Raw genomic sequence first — 20,247 nt, forward strand, 5'->3', positions numbered from 1 at the left:
TCGTGCCGGTCGGCACCCCACGGCGGTACCGGACCGGAGGAGATCCCGATCGGATCCCCTCCGGTCGGCGCGCCTCAGTAGCTGAAGGTGACCGCGTGGTCCTCGCCGATCCACTGCCACATCGGGACCGTGCCGCCGAGCTCGGCGTTCGGCAGCAGCACGCCCTTGTCCAGGCCGCGGGCGTCGAAGCAGATCGGGCAGACGAGGTAGCGGCCGCCCGCCGCGGCGTAGCGCTCCAGCAGCGAGCGCAGCGGTGGGCAGCCCTCGCACGCCGTGCCGGTGGCGAAGCCGTCGGTCGCCAGCCGGACCGCCTCCTTGGTCAGGAACATGAGCGTCTCGCGCCCCTGCTCGGCCGCTCCGACCGAGACCAGGAAGGCGACGGTGACCTTCTCCGGGTCCTCCATCCCCGTCGTCAGGCTGATGACCGCCTTGTCTGCCATGACCTCTCCTCTCGGATTCAGCACGTCGGTCGTGCTGGCGGAGAGAGTACGAACGGTCGTGCTAAGTTGTCAGCATGGTTCTGGTCGGGGATGGCGCGGCCCCTGCGCGCCGGGCACGCGCCGACGGCGAGCGCACACGCAACGCGATCCTCCGCGAGGCGGTGTCCCTCGCCACCGTCTCGGGGCTGGACGGGCTGTCCATCGGCGACCTTGCGGGCGCGCTGGGCATGAGCAAGAGCGGCCTGTACGCGCACTTCGGGTCGAAGGAGGCGCTGCAGCTGGCCACCGTCGAGGAGGCCGGCCGGGTCTTCTCGACGGAGGTGGTGGGCCCGGCGCTGGCCGCCCCGCCCGGCGTGGCGCGGCTGGTCGCGGTGTGCGAGGCGTTCTTCGACCACCTGGCGCGGCGCACGTTCCCCGGCGGCTGCTTCTTCGCCGGGGCGGCCCTGGAGATGGGCACCCGGCCCGGCCCGGTCAAGGAGCGGGTGGCCGCGTTCCAGCGCGGGTTCGTGCAGTTGCTGCGCGAGGTCGCCGCGGAGGCCGTGGCCCGCGGCGAGCTCGCCGCGGACGAGGACCCGGAGCAGTTGGCCTTCGAGCTCAACGGCGTGATCCTCGCCGCGCACACGAACTTCGTCCTGCACGACGATCCGCACGCGCTCGAGGTCGCCCGCCGCGTCGTCCGCCGCCGCCTGCGCCCGCCCGCGTGACGGGGGAGATCCGCGCCCGTCACGGGCACGGATCTCCCCCGGTCAGCGGGCCGGGGAGCCGCTCCGGTCGACGACGATCTGCTCGCGCTGCACCTGCTCGGTGACCCGCTCGGTGCCGGTCACGACCTCGGTGCGCAGCCGCACCCGCTCCACCGGCACGACCTCGATCGAGACGACCGGCCGCTCGGCGTGCAGCACGATCTCCGCGGGCAGGCCGCCGCCCACGGCCGGGATCGGCGCGGTGGACGGGCCGCCGTCGGGTGCCTCGCCCGCATCGAGGGACTCCCCCGGACCGGGGTCGGGCGCGTCGATCGGGACCTCCTCGATCCGGAACTCCTCCCGCCGCAGGGGCACGGTGATCTGGACCTCCTCGGTCACCACGTACTTGACGAGCCGCGCGCGGGTGGCGGGCGCGCGCTCGGTGGCGACCCGGAGCTGCTCCTCGCTGCGCACCATCCCGCCGTCGTGCGGGGGCTGTCCGGCCGCCGGCGTGGGCTGCGGCGGGGGCGGCGGGGGCGGGGGTGCGGCCGCGACGATCGGGGTCTCGGCGGTGTCCGGCTCCGAGGTGGCCGCCTCCGCCGGTGCCCCGGGTGCGACCGCGGCCGCTGCCGGCACGGCGGCAGCGGGTGCCGAGGGGGTCGCGGCCGCCGCCGGCCGGCCCGGGTCGGTCCGGGGGGCCGTCTCGGGGGTGGCCGGCAGGGCGGTGTCCAGGCCGTAGTGCCGGCGCAGCGCGGCCTCGTCCGTCGGGTCCAGGTGGTCGCCGGTCAGGTGCGGCGCCGCCCGGACGGCGTCCTTGGTCACGTGCAGCCGCAGCCCGCCGTCGGCGTAGGCGGCGTCGACCGCCGGGACGATGGAGTGCCGCGTGCCGAACAGGCCCGTCGTGACCGCCGCCCAGGTGGGGGCGCCGGTGCGGTCGTCGACGAAGAAGTGCTCGACCGTGCCGATCCTCTCGCCGTCGGGGCCGTAGGCCGGGCTACCGATGGCGGCCGACACCTCGCGCTCGCTCAACATGGGTGGGCTCCCCTCTGGCGTACCGCCCCGCGGACGGTTCTCGGAGGGAGCGTGCCCACCGGCCGGGTGGAGTGAACATCCGGGAGGGGGACGCCGTCGCCCCGGGTGGCCTACCGTCGGCCCAGACCGGCGCACCGGGACGACGCGCGGGCGACAACCGGCGCCTGCGGACCCGGCGCAGCGAGGAGGACGACGCGGTGGTCGGGCACGTGGAGATCGAGCGGAAGGTCGAGCCGGGGCCGGGCTTCGTGCTCCCCGACCTCAGCACCGTCGAGGGCGTGTCGGCGGTGGGGGAACCGGTCGAGCACCACCTGGCGGCCACCTACTTCGACACCGCCGACCTGCGGCTGGCCCGCGCGCGGATCACGCTGCGCCGGCGTACCGGGGGCACCGACGCCGGCTGGCACCTGAAGCTCCCCGCCGAGGGCTTCGCCCGCCAGGAGCGCCACCACCCGCTCGGCCCCCGCCGCGCCCTGCCGCCCAAGGCGGTCCTGGAGCCGGTGCTGGGGATCGTCCGCAGCGTTCCGGTGGGCGCGGTGGCGACCCTGGACACGACCCGGGTGGTCACGACGGTCCTCGGGGAGGACGGCCGGGTGCTGGCCGAGGTCGCCGACGACACGGTCGTCGGCACCGCGCTTCCCGCCGACCCCGAGGGCGCCGCGACCGTGACCTCCTGGCGCGAGGTCGAGGTCGAACTGGTCGACGGCGACGAGGCGTTGCTGGACGCCCTCGTCGCCGCCGTGGTCGATGCCGGAGCCGAGCCGTCGGACTCGCCGTCCAAGCTCGCCCGCGTGCTCGCCGACCGGCTGCCCGCCCTCTCTCCCTCCGCCACGGCGAAGGAGAGCGGCAAGCGCGCGAAGAAGGGCGGGAAGAAGAAGGCGAAGGCAGCCGCCTCCGCCTCCGCCGCCTCCACCGCTGCCGACGTGGTGCTGACCGCGCTGCGCGCGCAGGTCGAGGCCCTGCAGGCGGCCGATCTGCTGGTCCGCACCGGGCACCCGGACGGCGTGCACGACCTGCGCGTCGCCTGCCGGCGGATCCGCAGCATCCTGGCGGCGTTCCGGCCGGTGCTCGAGCGCGAGGCCACCGACCCGCTGCGCGAGGAGCTCCGCTGGGTCGGCGCGGCCCTGTCGGCGGCACGCGACGGCGAGGTCGCCCTGGCCCACCTGCGGGCCCTCGTCGACGCGCAGCCCCTGGAGCAGGTGCGCGGACCGGTCGTGGCGCGCCTGCAGACGGCCGCCGTCCAGGATGCCGAGGCCGGCCGCCGGAAGGCGCTGCGCACGCTGGCCGACCGGCGCTACCTCGCCGTGCTGGACGCGCTCGACGCCCTGCTCGCGGAACCGCCCCTGGCCGCGGCGGCGGGGGAGCCCGCGGGTCCGGTGCTCGCCCGCGCGATCCGGGGCTCCGGAAAGCGGCTGGCCGAGCGGATCGCTGCCGCCCGCGCCGACGAGGAGGAGATCCCGCACGAGGACTCCGCGCTGCACGAGGTGCGCAAGGCGGCCAAGCGGGTCCGGTACACCGCCGAGGTCGCCGTCCCGGTTCTGGGCGACCCCGCCCGCGCGCTCATGACGGCGATGGAGGGCGTCCAGGAGGTGCTCGGCGCCGCGCAGGACACGGTGGCCACCCGCGACCGGTGCCTGCGGCTGGGCCGCGCCGCCGGCGCGGCGGGGGAGTCGACCTGGACCTGGGGCCGGATCCACGCGCTCGAGGAGGGGCGCGCGGCCGCCTGTGCCGCGGCCTTCTGGCGGCTGGAGCCCGGGCTGCGCCCGGTGCTGCGCGCCGCCGCGACGACGTAGGCGAGGGCCCGCTGTCCCTCGTCGCGCTGCTCGGCTTCGCCACGGTGGTGCTGCTGGCCATGGCGCTGCTGCACGCCTACCTGTGGTTCCGGCTGGTGCGCAGCACGACCCGGCCCGGCCGCACCCGCCGCCGGCTGACCGTCGTCCTCACCGTGCTGGCGGTCCTGCCCGTGGCGGCGCTGCTCCTGCGGCGCACGCTCCCGCTCGCCGCCGCCACGCCGCTGGACTGGCTGGCCTACACCTGGCTGGGCACGGCGTTCTACCTGTTCCTGGTCCTGCTGGTGCTGGAACCGGTGCGGCTGCTGCTGGGGCGGCGGTCCCGTCTGGCCCCGGAAGCCACGCCGGCAGCCGAGGTTCCGGCAGTCGCGGGTCCCGGGGCCGGGGCGCCGGCCGTCGAGGTGCCGGAGGCCGCGGTTCCGCCGGTGCCGGACCCCTCCCGGCGGCTGTTCCTCGCCCGCGGCCTCGCCGTCACGGCGGGGGCCGTCGCGCTGGGGACGGCCGGCACGGGCGTGTACCTGGCCAACGCCGCACCGGTGGTGCGCCGTGTGCCGGTGACGCTGCGCGGCCTGGACCCGGCGCTGGACGGCCTCCGGATCGTCACCTTCTCCGACGGTCACCTGTCGGCCACCTACGGCGGACGGCGGTTCGAGCGCCTCGTGGAGACGGTCAACGCCCAGCGGCCCGACGTCGTCGCGATCGTCGGTGACCTGGTCGACGGCGACGTCGACGAGCTCGGGCGGGAGGCGGCACCGCTGGCCGACCTGGTCAGCGAGCAGGGCGTGTTCTTCGTGACGGGCAACCACGAGTACTTCGTGGACACGACCGCGTGGCTGCGCCACCTGCCCACCCTCGGGGTGGACGTGCTGCGCAACGAGCGGGTGGCGATCCGCCGGGGGACGGCGACGGTCGACCTCGCGGGCATCGACGACCGGACGGCGGCGAGCTCGGGGCTCGCGGGGCACGGCGCCGACCTCGACGCGGCGCTCGACGGCCGGGACGACGGCGTTCCGGTCGTGCTGCTCGCGCACCAGCCGGTCATGGTCGAGCAGGCGCAGGCGGCCGGGGTGGACCTCCAGCTGTCCGGCCACACCCACGGCGGGCAGCTGTGGCCGTTCGACTACGCGATCCGGCTCGACCAGCCGTCGGTCGAGGGGCTCTCCCGGCACGGGGACACCCAGCTGTACGTCACCTCGGGGGCGGGGTACTGGGGGCCGCCGATGCGGATCGGCGCGCGGCCCGAGATCACCGTCGTGGAGCTGCGCGCCCCCGAGGCCTAGCCGGGCGGGCCGCCCAGGTCGCGCAGGGTCGTGAGCACCTCGTCGGCGACGTCGACCAGCGTCCGCGTGCCGCCCTCCTCCGCCCACCGGAGCAGGGTCAGCGTGTAGGACGAGAAGAGTGCGATGACCACGAGCTCCGTGGCCAGCAGCTGCCCCGGCGCGACGCTGGCGGGTGGCATCGCCTCCAGCACGATCGTCGCGGTCGCGCGCTCGTACTCGGCTGCCCGCAGCCGCAGGCCGGGGGTCGCGATGACGATCTGCCAGCGCTCGAGCAGGTCCTCGAGGTCGCGGCCCTGGTAGGACGCCAGCCAGTCGAGGATCGCGTCGCGCAGCTCCGGGAAGACGTTCACCCCGAACGTCCGGCCCGCCAGCGCCGCCTGCACGGCCGGGCGGTCGGGCAGCGGCAGGACGACGTTCTCCTTGTTGGTGAAGTGCGCGTAGAAGGTCGGCACCGACACCCCGGCCGCCGCGGCGATCTCCCCGACGCTGACGGCGTCATATCCCCGCTCGAGGAACAGCCGTATGGCCACCTCGTAGATGCGCCTGTTCGTCGAGGCGCGTCGGTTGCGCGGATCCTGGCTCACGGCGGAAACCTCCCACGTCACGGGCTCGTCAGGGGGAACCGACGCCCCCCGGGGGACCATCATCGCGACGTGACGGACGCCTCAGTGCAGTAACCCCCCCGATGCCCGGTGCGCGAGCTCCGGCGCGCGCGCGGCGAGCAGGTCCAGGACCGCCCGGACGAAGCCACCGCGCTCCGCCGCCCGCGCCAGGGCCGCGTCGCCGACGGGCTCGACCAGCGCGGGCAGGGGCATGGTCGTGCACGGGTAGCGGAGGGCGATCGCCGCGAGCACGGCGGTCGCCAGCACGCCCGCGGGCACCTCCAGGCCCTCGGCGGCCAGGCCGGACCGGTAGGCCGTCAGGGCCAGGTCGAGCAGCCGTGGCAGCTCGGCGGGGGAGGCCAGGCCGGCCTCGGCGCGTCCGAACACCAGCGGGAGCAGGTCGTAGCCGACCGGGGCCGGCGTGGCCATGCCCCAGTCGATGAGGACGAGCTCCCCGGGCGCGGAGCGCGGTCGGAGCAGGTTCATCGGCGTCGCGTCGCCGTGGGCCGGGAGGACCGGGAGCCCGTCCAGCCGGGCATGGATGCGGGCCACGTCGCGGGCGAGCGCGCACACCTCCGCGCGGAGGCCGGCGACCTCGGGAAGGAGGAAGGCCGGGTGCGCCCACGTGGCGTCGTCCAGCAGCCACGGCACCGCCCAGGCCCCCAGCTGGTCGCGCAGGTAGCCGTCGAGGAAGTCGCCGCCGGGCAGGAGTGGGGCGGGCGTGCCCGCCCGGCGGGCGGCCAGCCGGCCCAGGCTCGTGGCGGCACGGACGGTGTCCTCCGCCGTCCAGGGGGTGTCGAGGGCATCCACGTCGGCCAGCCACAGGGTGAGCCGGTCCTCGTCGTCCCCGGTCGTGGCGACGACGTCGGGTGCGCGCATCCCCGGCGGCATCAGGCCCGCCACCCCCGAGGCGAGGACGTCGGCCTCGAGCCGCCACGGGATGACCGCGTCCAGCCGCTCCCGCTCCGCCGGCGGCATCTGCGGCGGCAGCCCGTGACGGGCGGCCTGCAGCTCCTTGGCCACCAGCCGGATCGTCGTCGGCCCCTCGCCGTCGCGGGCCCGCACCCGCACCCGGGTGAGGGCCCGCGTCGTCGGCGCGGAGATCCGGTGCGGCAGCGGACTGCACTCGAGCGCCTCGATGCGCAGGTCCGGCCGGCCGGTCCGGCGGCGCAGCGCGGCGAGCAGCTCGGCCGGCGTCGTGCCGCCGGGGAGGGCGGCGGGGGCGTCTCCGGTCGGGAAGGCGCTGGGCAGGGTCGGCATCGCGAACTCCGTGCGAGGATGGTCAAGCCGCTTGTCTGACTCGTAGATGGTGAAGCAGCTTGACGATCTCTGTCAACGTCCGGCCCGAGGGTTCCGGCGTCCGCCCCGAGCCGCTGGTGACGACGCTGCTGGAGTTCGCCATGCACGAACTCCGGGGGGAGCTCTACCGGCTGAGCGACCGGGAGTTCCCGGGGTTGCGGGTGCGGCACTACCGGCTCCTGTCGTTCGTCCCGCCGGGGGGCGAGCGGCTGACCCGCATGGGGGCCGACGCCGGCCTGACCAAGCAGGCGCTCGCCCAGGCCCTCGCGCCGCTGGAGGCCGGCGGGTACGTGGAGGTGCTGCCCGACCCGAGCGACGGCCGGGCGCGCATCGTGGCGCTGACCGACCTCGGCCGCCGGGTCAACGACACGGTGCGGGGAACCCTCGCGGCGGCCGAGCGCGGCTGGGCCGAGCGGGTCGGGGCCGATCGGTGGGCGGCCGCGCGCGCCGTGCTGGCCGATCTGCGTGACCGGAGCGGGGAGGAGCGGTGACGACGGCGTCCGGCAGCCGCGAGGTGCCCCAGCCGCGGGACGTCGTGTGGCGCGCGCTGGCGGTCCTCGAGCCCTACTGCCCTGTCTGCGACGTCTCCTACGTCGTGCCCGGCAGGTCCGCGGCCGGCCGCGGCACTCGCTTCGTCTGCGTCCCCGGTCGCCTCGCCGAGGGTGAGGAGCCCCTCCCGGGCGCGCCGGAGGGGGAGATCGTCGAGTGGCGCCCGCGCCGCGCGGTGACGACCCGGCTGGAGCTCACCCCCGAGACCTGGACGACGCGCATCGAGCTCGACGACGCCGCCGCGGGGGGCACCCGGGTCACGATCACCGTCGACCACGAGCCCCGGGAGCGGAACCGCCTGGTCGACCGCCTGCTCCGGCGCAGCATGCGGCGCCTGGTGCAGACCACGGTCGACGGCGAGCTGGCGAAGGTCTCCGACCACGTGGCGCAGGTCTCACCGGGCTGACGGCGAGATCTTTCTCCCCCCGGACGGGTGACGCCCGTGCATCAGCGGGCTCCCTGCGGGTATGGAGCGGCCACCAGGCGCCCGATCGGGGGTGACGGCGCCTCAGGGAGACCGGCAACGGGCACCCGGCGACCGCCGGAACGCCGCGGCCGGACGGACTAGAGGAGACAGCTGTGATTGGTCAGATCATCGGGCTCATCGTCGTCGGGCTCATCATCGGGGCCCTCGCTCGCCTGATCACGCCGGGCAAGCAGCACATGAGCATCCTCGCCACGTTGGCGCTGGGTGTCGTCGGCGCGTTCATCGGAGGCTTCCTCGGCGGCCTGCTGAACGACAGCACCAGCCCGTTCGAGCTCAACGTCCTCGGGTTCATCTTCGCCGTGATCGCGGCCGTCCTGCTGGTCGGCATCGCCGAGCGGCTCTCGTCGGGCAGCCGCAACCGCGCCGTCCGCTGACCCCACCGGCCGCCGGGGGACTCAGAGCTCGATCGAGTCCCCCGGCGCCAGCCGGCTGTACGGCGTCGGGGTCCCGGGCCCCCGCTCGCCGAGCAGGCCTCCCACCAGGCCCAGCCCGGTCTCGTTGAGCAGCCCGTCGTGCACCGCGAACGCCTGGTCGGCGTCCACCGCACGCACGTAGTCGATCACTTCCCACATCTTCGACCAGGGCGCGTGCACCGGCAGCAGCAGCGTGCCGACCGGCTCCCCCGGCACCGTCAAGGCGTCCCCGGGGTGGAAGACGGACCCGCCCACCAGGAACCCCACGTTGCCCACCCGGGGGATGTCCGGGTGGATGATCTCGTGCAGCTCGCCGTGCACCGTGACGTCGATGCCGGCCACGGTGACCGCGTCGCCGTCACCCACCACGTGCACCCGGCCCGCCGGGCCGTCCAGCAGGCCGGCCACCGCGCCGTTGGTCCACACCTCGAGCGCCGGGTCGGCCGCCAGCGCAGCCCGCAGCGGCTCGGGCGCGAAGTGGTCGGGGTGCTCGTGGGTGACGAGCACCGCGGTGGCGCCCCGCAGGACGGCCGGGTCGGTGAAGCCGCCCGGGTCGAGGACCAGCCGGCGGTCCCCCTCGCTCAGGACGACGCAGGCGTGGCCGTGCTTGGTCAGCTCCATGGCCGCATCCTGCCCCGCCCGGCACGACACCGCCGGGGGCGGTCGGGTCACCCCGTGGGGTGAGACGGGCGTCGATGGACTGTGCCCGACGCCACCATCGGCCGACCTTGGTGTCATGACCACCGCGATCGCGCGCACCACCCACGTCGCCGCCCGCAGCCGCGCCCACGGCCCCACGGCCGCCCTCTGGCACGCGGTCGAGGTGCACCGCGACCCCGCCGAGGTCGACGGCGCCTGCGAGCTGACCCTGTGCGGCTCCCTGGCCCGCGTCACCGTCGAGCAGGCCTGGCCGGTCGCCGAGCGCGACGTCTGCGTCTCCTGCGTCGTCCTGTCCTCCTGATGACCGACCCCGGTGCCCCCCGCCGCCCGCGAGCTCGCGGCGGGCCCCTGCACCGGGGCCGTCCCCACAGGTCTTCGTGCCTCCTGGGCCCTACCGGCCGGTGAAGACCGCCGGCCGCTTGGCGAGGAAGGCCTCGACCGCCTCCAGGTGGTCCGCGCTGGTGCCCAGCGGGCTCTGCAGCCGCGCCTCCAGCGCCAGCGTCTCCTCCAGCGAGTCGGTGGCCGCGGTGGCCAGCACCGTCTTCACCGCGCGGTAGGCAGCGGTCGGCCCGCCGGCCAGCCGCACCGCCAGCCCGCGAGCCTCCTCGACCACCTGCTCGGCGGGCACGACGCGGTGCACCAAGCCCCACTGCTCGGCGGTCTCGGCCGGGAAGGGCTCGGGCAGCAGCAGCAGCTGGGCGGCCCGCGAGCCCCCGACGCAGTGGACCAGCCGCGACGCCAGCGCGGAGTCGCTGGACAGCCCGATGCCGGTGAACGCCGTCGTGAACTTGGCGCCCGCGGCGGCCACCCGGATGTCGCCCGACAGCGCGATCCCCAGCCCGGCTCCGGCGCACGCGCCGTTCATGCCCACCACGACCGGCACCCGCAGCCCCGACAGGGCCAGGACCAGCGGGTTGTACTCCTCCTCGACGATCCGCAGCGACGTCGCGGCGTTGCCGCGCAGCGACTCCACGTGCTCGGCGAGGTCCTGGCCGACGCAGAAGGCCCGGCCGGACCCGGTGAGCAGCACCGCCCGGACCGACTCGTCGGCGGCCACCTCGGTGACGACGCCCAGCAGCTCCCGGCGCAGGGCGGAGGTCAGCCCGGGCCGCAGGAGGGTGATCGTCGCGACGCCGTCCGCGTCCTGCCGCGACACCGTGTCCGCCATCGTCGTCCGCCTTCCGCGTTGGACCGCGCCCGCCGCGGTCCGGCCGACACCCTGCCACGCCCCCGGTGCGGGCCCGACGCCGTCCTCCCTCACCGCAGCGCGTCCTCCCCCACCGCAGACCGTGAGGGAGGACGCTGCGGGATCAGGGGACCTGATCCCGGAGTTCCCGGCGGAGGATCTTGCCGGTCACCGTCTTGGGCAGCTCGTCGATGATCTCGACCTGCCGCGGGTACTTGTAGGCGGCCATCCGCTCCTTGCAGTGCGCGATGAGCTCCTCCGGGGTCACCTCCGTGCCGGCCCGCAGGCTGACGTAGGCCTTCACGGTCTCGCCCCGCTTGGCGTCCGGGACGCCGACGACTGCGGCCTCCCGTACCGCCGGGTGCTCGGCCAGCACGTCCTCGACCTCCCGCGGCCAGACCTTGTAGCCCGACGCGTTGATCATGTCCTTCTTGCGGTCGACGATGTACACCCAGCCGTCCGGGTCCATGAAGCCGACGTCCCCGCTGCGCAGCGCCCCACCGGGGAGGTTGGCGGCGGTCTCCTCCGGCTTGCCCCAGTAGCCGGCCACGACCTGCGGGCCCTCGGCGACGATCTCGCCCACCTCGCCCAGCGGCAGGTCCTGCCCGTCGTCGTCCTGGATGCGGACGACGGTGTTGGGCGTCGGCGTGCCCACCGACAGCGCCCCGGAGGTCGGGTCCACCGGCGACGGCGAGCCGAACGGGGTCAGCGTCATCGGCGACGTCGTCTCGGTGAGCCCGTAGGCGACGTGCACCTGGATGCCCGTCGCGTCCCGGAACGCCTTCTCCGCGGTGGGGGAGATCGCGGCGCCCCCGGAGTAGACCGAGGTGAACGAGGAGAAATGGTCGCGGGTGAAGCCCGGTGCGTCCAGCAGGGCGTTGAGCGCGGTGATCGCCCCGATGGTGAACGTCGGCCGGTGTTCCAGGAGGGCGTCGAGCACCACCTGCGGCTCGAACCGGTAGGCGAGCACGAGCGGCGCCGGCACGAGCAGGCTCACGGCGATGTGCCCGATCAGCCCGGTGATGTGGAACAGCGGAGCGACGCCGAAGATCGGCCCGTCCCGTCCGGCGTGCACCCAGTCCCGGTAGGCCTGCGCCGTGAACACGACGTTCCGGTGCGTGTTCATCGCGCCCTTGGGCACGCCGGTGGTGCCCGAGGTGTACGTCAGGAACGCCACGTCGTCCGGCCCCAGGTCGACGGGCGGCGGGAACTGCCCGCGGTACCGGCCGGCGAACTCCAGCAGGTCCTCGGTCCCCTCGTGCCGCTGCCGCACGGTGCCGGCGAACAGCCGCTCGTCGTCGCGGGTCTGGAAGTCCAGCTCGCTGGTGGTCAGGACGAGCCGGACGTCGGTGTCCGGCACCACCTCGCGGGCCACGTCGCCGTACAGCGACTCCAGGGAGAGCAGGACCGTCGCGCCGGAGTCCTTCAGCAGGTACGACAGCTCCCGCGTCCGGCTCATCGGGTTGATCGACACCATGACGCCGCCGGCCTTCCAGGTGGCCACCATCGCGATGACGAACTGGGGCACGTTCTGCACGTAGACGGCGAGGCGGTCCCCGGCCGAGAAGCCCGACGCCAGCAGGCCGACGGCGAGGGCGTCGCTGAGCTCGTCGAGCTCCCGCCGGGAGACGCTGCCGTCGAAGTACTGCAGGGCGACGCCGTCGGGGTCGCGCTCGACGCCGGCGCGGAACATGGCCAGCGCGTCCGGGAACTCGATCTCGTAGTCGGCCGGCTGGTCGCCGTAGCGGCCCAGCCAGGGGCGGTCGTCGTAGGCGCTCACGCCGGGCCTACTTGATGGCCAGGGGGTTGGCCGGCGACCCGGCGGCCAGGTGGATCTTCAGCGGCGCGGCGGCCCACAGGAACGTGTACTGGCCGTCCTCGGCGCAGTCGGCGGCCAGCTCCTCCAGGTCGCAGATCTCGGTCAGCGCGATGCCGAGGTTGCGCATCAGCGCGCAGTGCAGGGGCAGGGCGGTGCCGTTGTTGGGGTCGTAGGTGACCTCGTTGGCGATCGTGTCGGTGGCCAGGTTGGGGATCTCCATGTCCTGGAACCAGCGCACCAGCTCCGGGCTGTAGACCAGGCCGGGCTCGTTGAAGCCCTCGTAGAACGCGTCGCCCTGCTCGTGGAACAGCTGCAGGAAGTTGGTCCGGACGACGAGGACGTCGCAATTCTCGATGGTCACGCCCTGCGCCTGCGCGCAGGCCACGAGGTCCTCGTGGGTGAACGTCTCGCCCTTGTCCAGCGTCGGCTTCCCGCGGAAGCGGGCCATGTCCAGCAGGATGCCGCGCCCCACCACGCCGCGCCGCGCGATCGGCTCGACGCTGGCGCGGTCCATGCCGCCGACGGTGGTGCGGGCGTCGTAGCCGTTCCAGATCTTGCCGCCGTACCAGACGTGGCCGAGGGCGTCGTACTGCGTGGAGCCCTGGAGGTAGGCGTTGATCTTGTCGTCGGCGTAGTGCAGGCCGCCGGGGAACTGCGGGGCCCCGTCGGCGTCCCAGCTCGACTCGTCGAGCACCTGGGTCCGCTCGGCCGGGGTCCGTCCGGGCCACACCGGGTCGCCCTTCGGATCGCCGATCAGTCGCTGCAGGGGGAACACCTTCCCCTGCCGGACGTGCCGGATCCCGCGGAGCACCTCGTCGGGCGTGAGGTAGTTCAGGGAGCCGACCTCGTCGTCCTCGCCCCACTTCCCCCAGTTGGTGGGGGCATCGGCCAGGACCTCGGTCATGTCGGGCGCGTCGGGCACGTCGGTCTCCTCGTCGTCGAGGGAACAGGATGTGCTCACCGTCACAGTGGGCGCCCGGCTCGGCAAGTGGCCCGGTCCCCGGGTCCGCATCGCAGCCCCGCGTGAGTCGATCGTGCGACAGCCGGTCGGCCGCCACCGATCGTGAGTAAGGTGTGCCTGCCCTCAGCCGGTCGGTAGGGCGCACCCTGATCGACGCGGACGGACTCTCCATGGACCAGGCGTTCCTCGCCAGCTTCCTGATCGGCCTCCGGGAGGGCCTGGAGGCCACCCTGGTCGTCAGCATCCTGGTCGCGTACCTGGTCAAGGCCGGCCGGCGCCGCCAGCTGCTGCCCCTGTGGGCCGGCGTCGCCGCCGCCGTCGCCCTCTCCGTGGTGTTCGGCGCCCTGCTGACCTACACCGAGACGAGCCTGCTGGCCGACTACCGGTCCCGGGAGCTGTTCGAGGCCATCGCCTCGGTCCTGGCCGTCGTCCTGGTCACCTGGATGATCTTCTGGATGCGCCGCACCGCCCGGAAGCTGAAGGGCGAGCTCACCGGCCGGCTGGAGACCGCCCTGGGCCTGGGCGCCCTCGCCGTCGCCGGGGTCGCGTTCCTGTCGGTGGTCCGGGAGGGCCTGGAGACGACGCTGCTGTTCTACGCGGCCGCCCAGAGCGCCGACACGAACACCGAGCCGCTGATCGCGATCTCCGCCGGCGTGGCCACCGCCGTCGTCATCGGCGTCGGCCTCTACGCCGGGGCCATCCGGGTGAACCTGTCGAGGTTCTTCACCGTCAGCGGCGTGCTGCTGGTCTTCGTCGCGGCCGGGATCCTGAAGTACGGCGTGCACGACTTCCAGGAGGCCGACGTCCTGCCCGGCCTGAACGACCACGCGTTCGACATCTCCGGCGTTCTGGACCCCAACTCCTGGTACGGCGCGGCGATCGCCGGGATGTTCAACATCACCGCGACGCCCACCGTGCTCGAGATGGTCGCCTACCTGGCCTACCTCGTGCCCGTGCTCGCGCTCTTCCTCTGGCCGGCCCGCCCGCCGGCCGGCCCCGCCGCCCGCACGACCCCCGGCCCCGCCGTCCGCACGACACCGGGTGCCCCGGCGCCCGCTGCCGCGCCCGAGCCGGTCGGCGCCGCCCACCAGACCCCCGGCGCCCAGCCGGATCCCACCACCCAGTCGGAGAGCCCCCGAGATGTCCGTGCGTGACCGTGCCCGCCTTCCCCTCCTCGCCGTCGGCGTCCTCACCGCGCTGACCGCGGCCGCCTGCTCCTCCGACGACGGCGGCGACTCCGGCGGCGCCTCCGGTGGCGCGTCGGACACCATCGCGGTGGCCGCCTCCGACGACGCCTGCGAGGTCGACGTCGCCGAGCTGTCGGCGGGCACGCACGAGTTCGAGATCACCAACGGGGGCTCGCAGGTCACCGAGTTCTACGTCTACGCCGAGGGCGACCGGGTGATGGGCGAGGTGGAGAACATCGCGCCCGGCCTGACCCGCCCGCTGCTGGTGGAGCTGCCCGCGGGTGACTACGAGACCGCGTGCAAGCCGGGCATGGTCGGCGACGGCATCCGCGCCGACCTCACCGTCACCGGCGAGGTCGCGCAGCTGGACGAGGACGAGACCCTCGCCCAGGCCGGCGCGGACTACCAGCGCTACGTGCGGAGCCAGACGGGTGCGCTGCTGGAGCGGACGACGGCGTTCGTCGACGCCGTGAAGGCCGGCGACATCGAGGGCGCCAAGGCGCTGTTCCCGGTCGCGCGCACCTACTGGGAGCGCATCGAGCCCGTCGCCGAGATCTTCGGTGACCTCGACCCGCTGATCGACGGCCGCGAGGGCGACCAGGAGGAGGGCCAGGACTTCACCGGCTTCCACCGGATCGAGCAGGCGCTGTGGGTGGCCGGCGACGTCTCCGACATGGGCCCCTACGCCGACCAGCTGCTGGCGGACGTGAACGAGATCGTCGAGCTGGCGAACGAGGAGACGCTCGACCCGCTGCAGCTGGCCAACGGCGCGAAGGCCCTGCTCGACGAGATCGCCACCGGCAAGATCACCGGCGAGGAGGACCGCTACTCGCACACCGACCTGTGGGACTTCGCGGCCAACCTCGAGGGCTCCGAGGCCGCCGTCCAGGCGCTGCGGCCGTTCCTGGAGGAGGCCGAGCCCGACCTGGTCGCCGAGATCGACGAGCGCTTCGCCGCCGCCGAGGCGGAGCTGGAGCAGTACCGGTCGGGCGACGGGTGGACGCTGCACGACCAGCTCACCGAGGACCAGCTGCAGGGCCTGAGCGACAGCATCACCGCCCTGTCGGAGTCCGTGGGCCAGGTCGCCTCCGTCGTCGCCGACCGCTGATGGACGGCCCCGTCCCCCCGCACCCCTCGCAGGCTCGGGGCGAGCCTCCGGACGGAGCCGAGCCGAGGCGTCACCCGACCGGGTCGAACGAGCAGCCGGCGGCGGGGTTCTCCCGCCGGCGGCTGCTCGGCGCCCTCGGCATCGGCACGGCGGGTGTGCTGGCCGGCGGGGCGGCCGGGGGCGCGCTGGGCCGGGCCACCGCCGACCCCGCGCCCGCCGGCGCTCCCGCGGCGGCCACGGACCCGGTGCCCTTCACCGGCGAGCACCAGGCCGGGATCGTCACCCCCGCGCAGGACCGCCTGCACTTCGTCGCGCTCGACGTCACCACCGACAGCCGCGACGAGCTGATCCAGCTCCTGCGCGACTGGACCGCGGCCGCCCGCCGGATGACCGCAGGGCAGGACGCGGGCCCGGGCGGAGCGGTCCCCGACGGCGCCTACGACGTCCCCCAGGACACGGGCGAGGCGATCGGGCTCCCGCCGGCCGGACTGACGATCACCGTGGGCTTCGGGCCGACGCTGTTCACGAGCGCCGACGGCGTCGACCGGTTCGGGCTGGCCGCGCGCCGGCCGGGCCCGCTCGTCGAGCTGCCCGCGTTCCCGGGCGACCAGATCGACCCGGCGATCAGCGGCGGCGACCTGTGCATCCAGGCCTGCGCCAACGACCCGCAGGTGGCGGTGCACGCCATCCGCAACCTCGTCCGGCTCGGCGCCGGGGTGGTGAGCGTCCGCTGGTCGCAGCTGGGCTTCGGGCGGACGTCGTCCACCAGCACCGGCCAGGCGACCCCGCGCAACCTGTTCGGGTTCAAGGACGGCACCGACAACCTCAAGGCGGAGAACGCCAGCACGCTGGAGCGGTTCGTCTGGGTGGGCGACGAGGACGCCGAGGGGGGCCGGGCCGCCTGGCTGCGCGGCGGCAGCTACCTGGTCGCCCGGCGGATCCGGATGCTCATCGAGCCGTGGGACTCCTCCACGCTGAACGAGCAGGAGGCCACGATCGGCCGGGCGAAGGGCAGCGGCGCGCCGCTGGGGCAGCGCGAGGAGTTCGACCCCGTCGACTTCACCGCCCGCGTCGACGGCGAGTTCGCCATCCCCGAGACCAGCCACGTCTTCCTCGCCCACCCGACCAACGCGGGGACGGCGATCCTGCGCCGCGGCTACAGCTTCGTCGACGGCACCGACGGGCTGGGGCGGCTGGACGCCGGCCTGTTCTTCATCGCGTTCCAGCGCGACCCGGCGACCGGGTTCGTGCAGGTCCAGCGGAACCTGCGGACCGACGCGATGAACGAGTACGTCCGGCACACCTCCTCGGCGGTCTTCGCCTGCCCGCCCGGGGTGCGCGACGACGCCGACTGGTGGGGACGCGCCCTGTTCGAGGGCTGAGCACCGCCACGCCGGTGAGACCCGCGACACCCGTATCGCCGCGGGCCCGCGCCTGGGAGGATGTCCCCGGGACGGGCGGCAGGACACCGGGGTACCGGGCACGGCGCCGCTCGATCCTGCACGGGCACGGGGCAAGGGGGACCACGGTGGTGGAGCCGGGGCGGCGGGACGTCGGCGAGCGGTACGAGCTCGGCCGGCTGATCGCCTCCGGCGGGATGGGCCAGGTCTGGCGCGGCACCGACGTGCTGCTGGGCCGGCCGGTCGCCGTCAAGGTCCTGCGCAGCGAGTACACCGGGGACCCGACGTTCCTCGCCCGGTTCCGCGCGGAGGCCCAGCACGCCGCGGCGTTGTCGCACCCCAACATCGCCGCGGTCTTCGACTACGGCGAGACCGAGTCCGAGTACGGCGAGACCCTGGCCTACCTGGTCATGGAGCTCGTCGAGGGCGAGCCGCTGTCGGCGATGCTGCGGCGCGAGGGCCGGCTGGACGCCGACACCACCCTCTCGGTGCTGCAGCAGACCGCCGCCGCGCTGGCCGAGGCGCACCGGGTCGGGCTGGTCCACCGCGACGTCAAGCCGGGCAACATCCTCGTCTGCCCCGACGGCAGCGTGAAGATCACCGACTTCGGCATCGCCTGGTCGGCCGGCAGCGTTCCGCTGACCCGCACCGGCCAGGTCATCGGCACCCCGCAGTACCTCTCCCCGGAGCAGGCCGAAGGGCGGCTGGCCACGCCGGCCAGCGACGTCTACGCGCTCGGTCTGGTCGGCTACGAGTGCCTGGCCGGCCGTCCGGCCTTCGACGGCGACAACGCGGTCAGCATCGCCCTCAAGCAGCTCCGCGAGGATCCGGAGCCGCTGTCGGCGGAGCTGCCGAGCGGCGTCCGCACGATGATCATCCGGGCGCTGGCGAAGGACCCCGCGGCCCGGATGCCCGACGGGGCCGCGTTCGAGGCGGCGGTCGTCGCCACCCGGGCCGGGCGGCCGCTGCCGGACCCGGCGGAGGACACCGGGCTGCGCGCGGTACCGCTCGGGCCGCCGCCCTCCGGCGACCGCGATCCTGCCGGGAACCCGCCCGGTGCGCGCCGCAGCCCGCCCCCGGGCCGCCGGCGCGCGAGCTCGCTGCTGGTCCCCGTCGTCGCCCTGCTCCTCGGCGCGGCGGCCGCCGCGGGCGTGTTCCTCGCGGTGTCCGAGCAGCCGCCCCCCTCGCCGGTCTCCGCCGGGCAGACGCAGGAGGTCGCGACGGTGGTGCTCACCGCGGCCGACCACGTGGGCCGGCCCGTCGACGACGTCGCCGCCGAGCTGTCGGCGCTCGGCCTGAGCGTGTACCGCCACCCGGAGTTCACCGACGCCGCCCCGTTCGGCGCCGTGACGCGGCTGGACCCGACGGGCCGCCGGCTCGACCCGGGCGACGACGTCGACGTCTTCTACGCGGTCCCGACCCGTGAGCGCCCGAGCCGCCCCACCGGCGGGGACGACGCGGGCGACGGCGGGGTGGCCGTGGTCGGCGACGACCAGCCGCTCCCGCCGGGGAACGACCAGCCCGCGCCGCCGAGCACGACCGCCGGCCCCACCGCGAGCACGACGACCGCGTCCGGCACGGCCACCTCCGCGCCCGCCGGGCCGACGGGTACGTCGACGCCCGCGGAGCCCACGGGCACCGCGACGCCCACCGCCACCGCGACCGCCACGCCCACCACGACGGCGGGGGAGACCACGCCGAGCACGGAGGTCGACGCCGTTCCCTAGATCGGGCGGTTCGGGCCCCTGTGGCCCGATCGGGCGTTTCCCCGGGGCCGTCCGGTGGCACTCCTCCCAGCGCACGGGGGTGGTGGACGGAGGACAGCGCGTGGGGAGACCGGTTCGTCGCGTTCTCGGCGACCGCTACGAGCTGGTCGAGCTGCTGGCCACCGGCGGCATGGGCCGGGTCTGGCACGCCCGCGACCTGCGGCTGGGCCGCGCCGTCGCGCTCAAGGTGCTGCGCAGCGAGTACACCGACGACCCGGTGTCCCTGGCGCGCTTCCGGGCCGAGGCCCAGGTCTCGGCCCGGCTGGACCACCCCAACATCGCCGCGCTGCACGACTACGGCGAGGCCCCGGGCCCCGACGGCGAGGTCTGCGCCTTCCTCGTGATGGAGCTCGTCGCGGGGGAGTCGCTGGCCGCCCGGCTGGCGCGGGAGCCGCGACCGCCGCTGGAGCTGGTGCTCGACGTGGTCGACCAGACCGCCACCGCGCTGGCCGCGGCACACGCCGCCGGGGTGGTGCACCGCGACGTCAAGCCGGGCAACGTGCTGCTCGGCGCCGACGGGGTCATCCGCATCACCGACTTCGGCATCGCCTGGTCGGCGACGAGCGTCCCGCTCACCGGCACCGGGCAGGTCGTGGGAACAGCCGCCTACCTCTCGCCGGAGCAGGCCGAGGGCCGGAAGGCCTCCCCGGCGAGCGACGTCTACGCCCTCGGCATGGTCGCCTACGAGTGCCTGGCCGGTCGGCGCGCCTTCGACGGGGACAACCCGGTGCAGATCGCGTTGCGGCAGATCCGGGACGTTCCGGCGCCCCTGCCCGACGACGTGCCGGAGAACGTCCGCCGGCTGGTGGACCGCGCGCTCGTCAAGGACCCCGCCGAGCGCTTCTCGGACGGCGCGGCGGTGCGGGCCGCCGTCGCCGACGTCCGGGCCGGCCGCCCGCTGGACCCGCTGCCCCGGCCCCCGACGCAGCGCCTCCCGGCGACCGGCGGACCCGCCCGCCGGCGCCGTCGCCTGCTGCCGGTGGCCACCCTGCTCGTCGGTGCGGGGATCGGCGTCGGGGCGCTGCAACTGGTCGGGGGGCCCGCCGCCGTCGTCCCGCCCGCGGCGGCCGCGGAGAGCGAGGTGTCGCCCGGCACGCCCGCGGGTGTGGAGGTGCTCGCTGCCGCGTTCGTCGGCCGTCCCGCCGACGACGTGGCGGCGGAGCTGGTGGGCCTCGGCCTGCAGGTGGCGCGCGTGACCGGGACGACGACGGATGCGGCGCCGGGGCTGGTGACGGCGGTCGGCCCGACGGGCCGGCTCGCGCCCGGCACGCTGGTCACGCTCACCGTCGCGGCAGCGCCGCCGCCCGCGACCGAGGCGCCGCCCGCCGCGGACGGCACGGTGGGGACGGTCGCCGCCGTCCCCCCGGCCCCCGCGCCGGCGACGTCGGCAGCGCCGCCGGTGCCCGCCACGGTGCCGGGCACCGGCGGGAACAACGGGAACGGGAACGCGGGCGGCAAAGGCAACGGCAACGCGGGCGGGAACGGCAACGGCAACGGCAACGGGAACGGGAACGCGGGCGGCAACGGCAATGCCGGGCGGGGCAACGGGAACGGGAACGGGAACGGGAACGGGAACGGCTGAGCA

General features: G+C 75.2%; 20 protein-coding genes. 12 read left to right on the forward strand and 8 right to left on the reverse strand.

All coding sequences use genetic code 11. The features are described 5' to 3' along the window. Positions 1-74: 74 nt before the first annotated feature. A complete protein-coding gene (locus BMY88_RS17045) occupies positions 75-440 on the reverse strand; it encodes a DsrE family protein (protein ID WP_091946134.1) in 366 nt (121 codons plus the stop codon). A 74-nt stretch (positions 441-514) separates the two neighbouring features. On the opposite strand from BMY88_RS17045, the gene BMY88_RS17050 reads away from it, so the two are divergent. Next, complete coding sequence (locus BMY88_RS17050) at positions 515-1,144, forward strand: TetR/AcrR family transcriptional regulator (protein ID WP_091946137.1); 630 nt, start codon at positions 515-517, stop codon at positions 1,142-1,144. Between the two features lie 42 nt (positions 1,145-1,186). Here BMY88_RS17050 and BMY88_RS24710 read toward each other — a convergent pair whose 3' ends face one another. Continuing rightward, positions 1,187-2,155, reverse strand: a complete 969-nt coding sequence (locus BMY88_RS24710; RefSeq protein ID WP_091946140.1) for a PRC and DUF2382 domain-containing protein — start codon at positions 2,153-2,155, stop codon at positions 1,187-1,189. A 197-nt stretch (positions 2,156-2,352) separates the two neighbouring features. Here BMY88_RS24710 and BMY88_RS17060 point away from each other — a divergent pair, with 197 nt between their 5' ends. Both BMY88_RS17060 and BMY88_RS17065 read left to right on the forward strand, forming a co-directional pair. Then, the gene (locus tag BMY88_RS17060) at positions 2,353-3,948 is read left to right on the forward strand and encodes a CYTH and CHAD domain-containing protein (protein WP_091946347.1); all 1,596 of its coding nucleotides are present in this window, start codon (positions 2,353-2,355) and stop codon (positions 3,946-3,948) included. 44 nt (positions 3,949-3,992) lie between these two features. Then, positions 3,993-5,225 (forward strand): metallophosphoesterase, encoded by a 1,233-nt coding sequence (locus BMY88_RS17065; protein WP_244524746.1) that lies wholly within the window; start codon positions 3,993-3,995, stop codon positions 5,223-5,225. Here BMY88_RS17065 and BMY88_RS17070 read toward each other — a convergent pair. Together BMY88_RS17070 and BMY88_RS17075 are read right to left on the reverse strand one after the other, a co-directional pair. Then, positions 5,222-5,809, reverse strand: coding sequence for a TetR/AcrR family transcriptional regulator (locus BMY88_RS17070; protein ID WP_170861150.1), 588 nt, complete (start codon positions 5,807-5,809; stop codon positions 5,222-5,224). The genes BMY88_RS17065 and BMY88_RS17070 overlap by 4 nt on opposite strands. An 81-nt stretch (positions 5,810-5,890) precedes the next feature. Further along, a complete protein-coding gene (locus BMY88_RS17075; RefSeq protein WP_091946146.1) occupies positions 5,891-7,087 on the reverse strand; it encodes a phosphotransferase in 1,197 nt (398 codons plus the stop codon). Between the two features lie 59 nt (positions 7,088-7,146). On the opposite strand from BMY88_RS17075, the gene BMY88_RS17080 reads away from it, so the two are divergent. The 3 genes from BMY88_RS17080 (at position 7,147) to BMY88_RS17090 (ending at position 8,536) form a co-directional block, all read left to right on the forward strand. After that, positions 7,147-7,617 (forward strand): MarR family winged helix-turn-helix transcriptional regulator, encoded by a 471-nt coding sequence (locus BMY88_RS17080; protein ID WP_139220505.1) that lies wholly within the window; start codon positions 7,147-7,149, stop codon positions 7,615-7,617. Continuing rightward, a complete protein-coding gene (locus BMY88_RS17085; protein ID WP_091946152.1) occupies positions 7,614-8,081 on the forward strand; it encodes an SRPBCC family protein in 468 nt (155 codons plus the stop codon). The genes BMY88_RS17080 and BMY88_RS17085 overlap by 4 nt, the downstream gene beginning before the upstream one ends. A gap of 173 nt (positions 8,082-8,254) precedes the next feature. After that, a complete protein-coding gene (locus BMY88_RS17090) occupies positions 8,255-8,536 on the forward strand; it encodes a GlsB/YeaQ/YmgE family stress response membrane protein (protein WP_244524747.1) in 282 nt (93 codons plus the stop codon). A 21-nt stretch (positions 8,537-8,557) separates the two neighbouring features. Here the strand turns inward: BMY88_RS17090 and BMY88_RS17095 are convergent, their stop codons facing one another. After that, complete coding sequence (locus tag BMY88_RS17095; protein ID WP_091946155.1) at positions 8,558-9,196, reverse strand: MBL fold metallo-hydrolase; 639 nt, start codon at positions 9,194-9,196, stop codon at positions 8,558-8,560. 115 nt (positions 9,197-9,311) lie between these two features. Between BMY88_RS17095 and BMY88_RS17100 the strand changes: the two genes are divergently transcribed. After that, the gene (locus BMY88_RS17100; protein WP_091946159.1) at positions 9,312-9,536 is read left to right on the forward strand and encodes a hypothetical protein; all 225 of its coding nucleotides are present in this window, start codon (positions 9,312-9,314) and stop codon (positions 9,534-9,536) included. A 90-nt stretch (positions 9,537-9,626) separates the two neighbouring features. Here BMY88_RS17100 and BMY88_RS17105 read toward each other — a convergent pair whose 3' ends face one another. The 3 genes from BMY88_RS17105 to BMY88_RS17115 all read right to left on the reverse strand — a co-directional run bounded on the left by BMY88_RS17105 (position 9,627) and on the right by BMY88_RS17115 (position 13,201). Then, entirely contained in the window at positions 9,627-10,403 is a 777-nt protein-coding gene (locus tag BMY88_RS17105) for an enoyl-CoA hydratase-related protein (protein ID WP_091946163.1), read from the reverse strand. Between the two features lie 142 nt (positions 10,404-10,545). Continuing rightward, positions 10,546-12,201, reverse strand: a complete 1,656-nt coding sequence (locus tag BMY88_RS17110) for an AMP-binding protein (RefSeq protein ID WP_091946166.1) — start codon at positions 12,199-12,201, stop codon at positions 10,546-10,548. 7 nt (positions 12,202-12,208) lie between these two features. Then, positions 12,209-13,201 carry a cyclase family protein gene (locus BMY88_RS17115; protein ID WP_244524748.1) on the reverse strand — a complete coding sequence of 331 codons (993 nt, stop codon included), beginning with the start codon at positions 13,199-13,201 and terminating at the stop codon, positions 12,209-12,211. Between the two features lie 170 nt (positions 13,202-13,371). Here BMY88_RS17115 and efeU point away from each other — a divergent pair, with 170 nt between their 5' ends. The 5 genes from efeU to BMY88_RS17140 all read left to right on the forward strand — a co-directional run bounded on the left by efeU (position 13,372) and on the right by BMY88_RS17140 (position 20,244). Next, positions 13,372-14,355: an iron uptake transporter permease EfeU gene (efeU, locus tag BMY88_RS17120; RefSeq protein WP_091946173.1), complete on the forward strand. Its 984-nt coding sequence runs from the start codon at positions 13,372-13,374 to the stop codon at positions 14,353-14,355. Continuing rightward, complete coding sequence (efeO, locus tag BMY88_RS17125) at positions 14,342-15,496, forward strand: iron uptake system protein EfeO (RefSeq protein ID WP_091946176.1); 1,155 nt, start codon at positions 14,342-14,344, stop codon at positions 15,494-15,496. Before efeU ends, efeO begins: the two co-directional genes overlap by 14 nt. Then, positions 15,496-16,878, forward strand: a complete 1,383-nt coding sequence (efeB, locus tag BMY88_RS17130) for an iron uptake transporter deferrochelatase/peroxidase subunit (RefSeq protein ID WP_091946178.1) — start codon at positions 15,496-15,498, stop codon at positions 16,876-16,878. Before efeO ends, efeB begins: the two co-directional genes overlap by 1 nt. Positions 16,879-17,024: 146 nt before the next feature. Beyond that, positions 17,025-18,623 (forward strand): protein kinase domain-containing protein, encoded by a 1,599-nt coding sequence (locus BMY88_RS17135; RefSeq protein WP_091946181.1) that lies wholly within the window; start codon positions 17,025-17,027, stop codon positions 18,621-18,623. Positions 18,624-18,723: 100 nt separating this feature from the next. After that, positions 18,724-20,244: a serine/threonine-protein kinase gene (locus BMY88_RS17140; protein WP_091946183.1), complete on the forward strand. Its 1,521-nt coding sequence runs from the start codon at positions 18,724-18,726 to the stop codon at positions 20,242-20,244. Positions 20,245-20,247 lie beyond the last annotated feature (3 nt).

The organism is Trujillonella endophytica (genome assembly GCF_900110555.1).
GTDB classification, from domain to species: domain Bacteria; phylum Actinomycetota; class Actinomycetes; order Mycobacteriales; family Geodermatophilaceae; genus Trujillonella; species Trujillonella endophytica.

Bases quoted from the DNA above. Each gene is read 5' to 3' on its own strand.
- BMY88_RS17100 (WP_091946159.1), top strand. From the start codon at position 9,312: ATGACCACCGCGATCGCGCGCACCACCCACGTCGCCGCCCGCAGCCGC.
- BMY88_RS17075 (WP_091946146.1), bottom strand. From the start codon at position 7,087: ATGCCGACCCTGCCCAGCGCCTTCCCGACCGGAGACGCCCCCGCCGCC.
- BMY88_RS24710 (WP_091946140.1), bottom strand. From the start codon at position 2,155: ATGTTGAGCGAGCGCGAGGTGTCGGCCGCCATCGGTAGCCCGGCCTAC.
- efeU (WP_091946173.1), top strand. From the start codon at position 13,372: ATGGACCAGGCGTTCCTCGCCAGCTTCCTGATCGGCCTCCGGGAGGGC.
- BMY88_RS17050 (WP_091946137.1), top strand. From the start codon at position 515: ATGGTTCTGGTCGGGGATGGCGCGGCCCCTGCGCGCCGGGCACGCGCC.
- BMY88_RS17105 (WP_091946163.1), bottom strand. From the start codon at position 10,403: ATGGCGGACACGGTGTCGCGGCAGGACGCGGACGGCGTCGCGACGATC.
- efeB (WP_091946178.1), top strand. From the start codon at position 15,496: ATGGACGGCCCCGTCCCCCCGCACCCCTCGCAGGCTCGGGGCGAGCCT.
- BMY88_RS17095 (WP_091946155.1), bottom strand. From the start codon at position 9,196: ATGGAGCTGACCAAGCACGGCCACGCCTGCGTCGTCCTGAGCGAGGGG.
- BMY88_RS17045 (WP_091946134.1), bottom strand. From the start codon at position 440: ATGGCAGACAAGGCGGTCATCAGCCTGACGACGGGGATGGAGGACCCG.
- efeO (WP_091946176.1), top strand. From the start codon at position 14,342: ATGTCCGTGCGTGACCGTGCCCGCCTTCCCCTCCTCGCCGTCGGCGTC.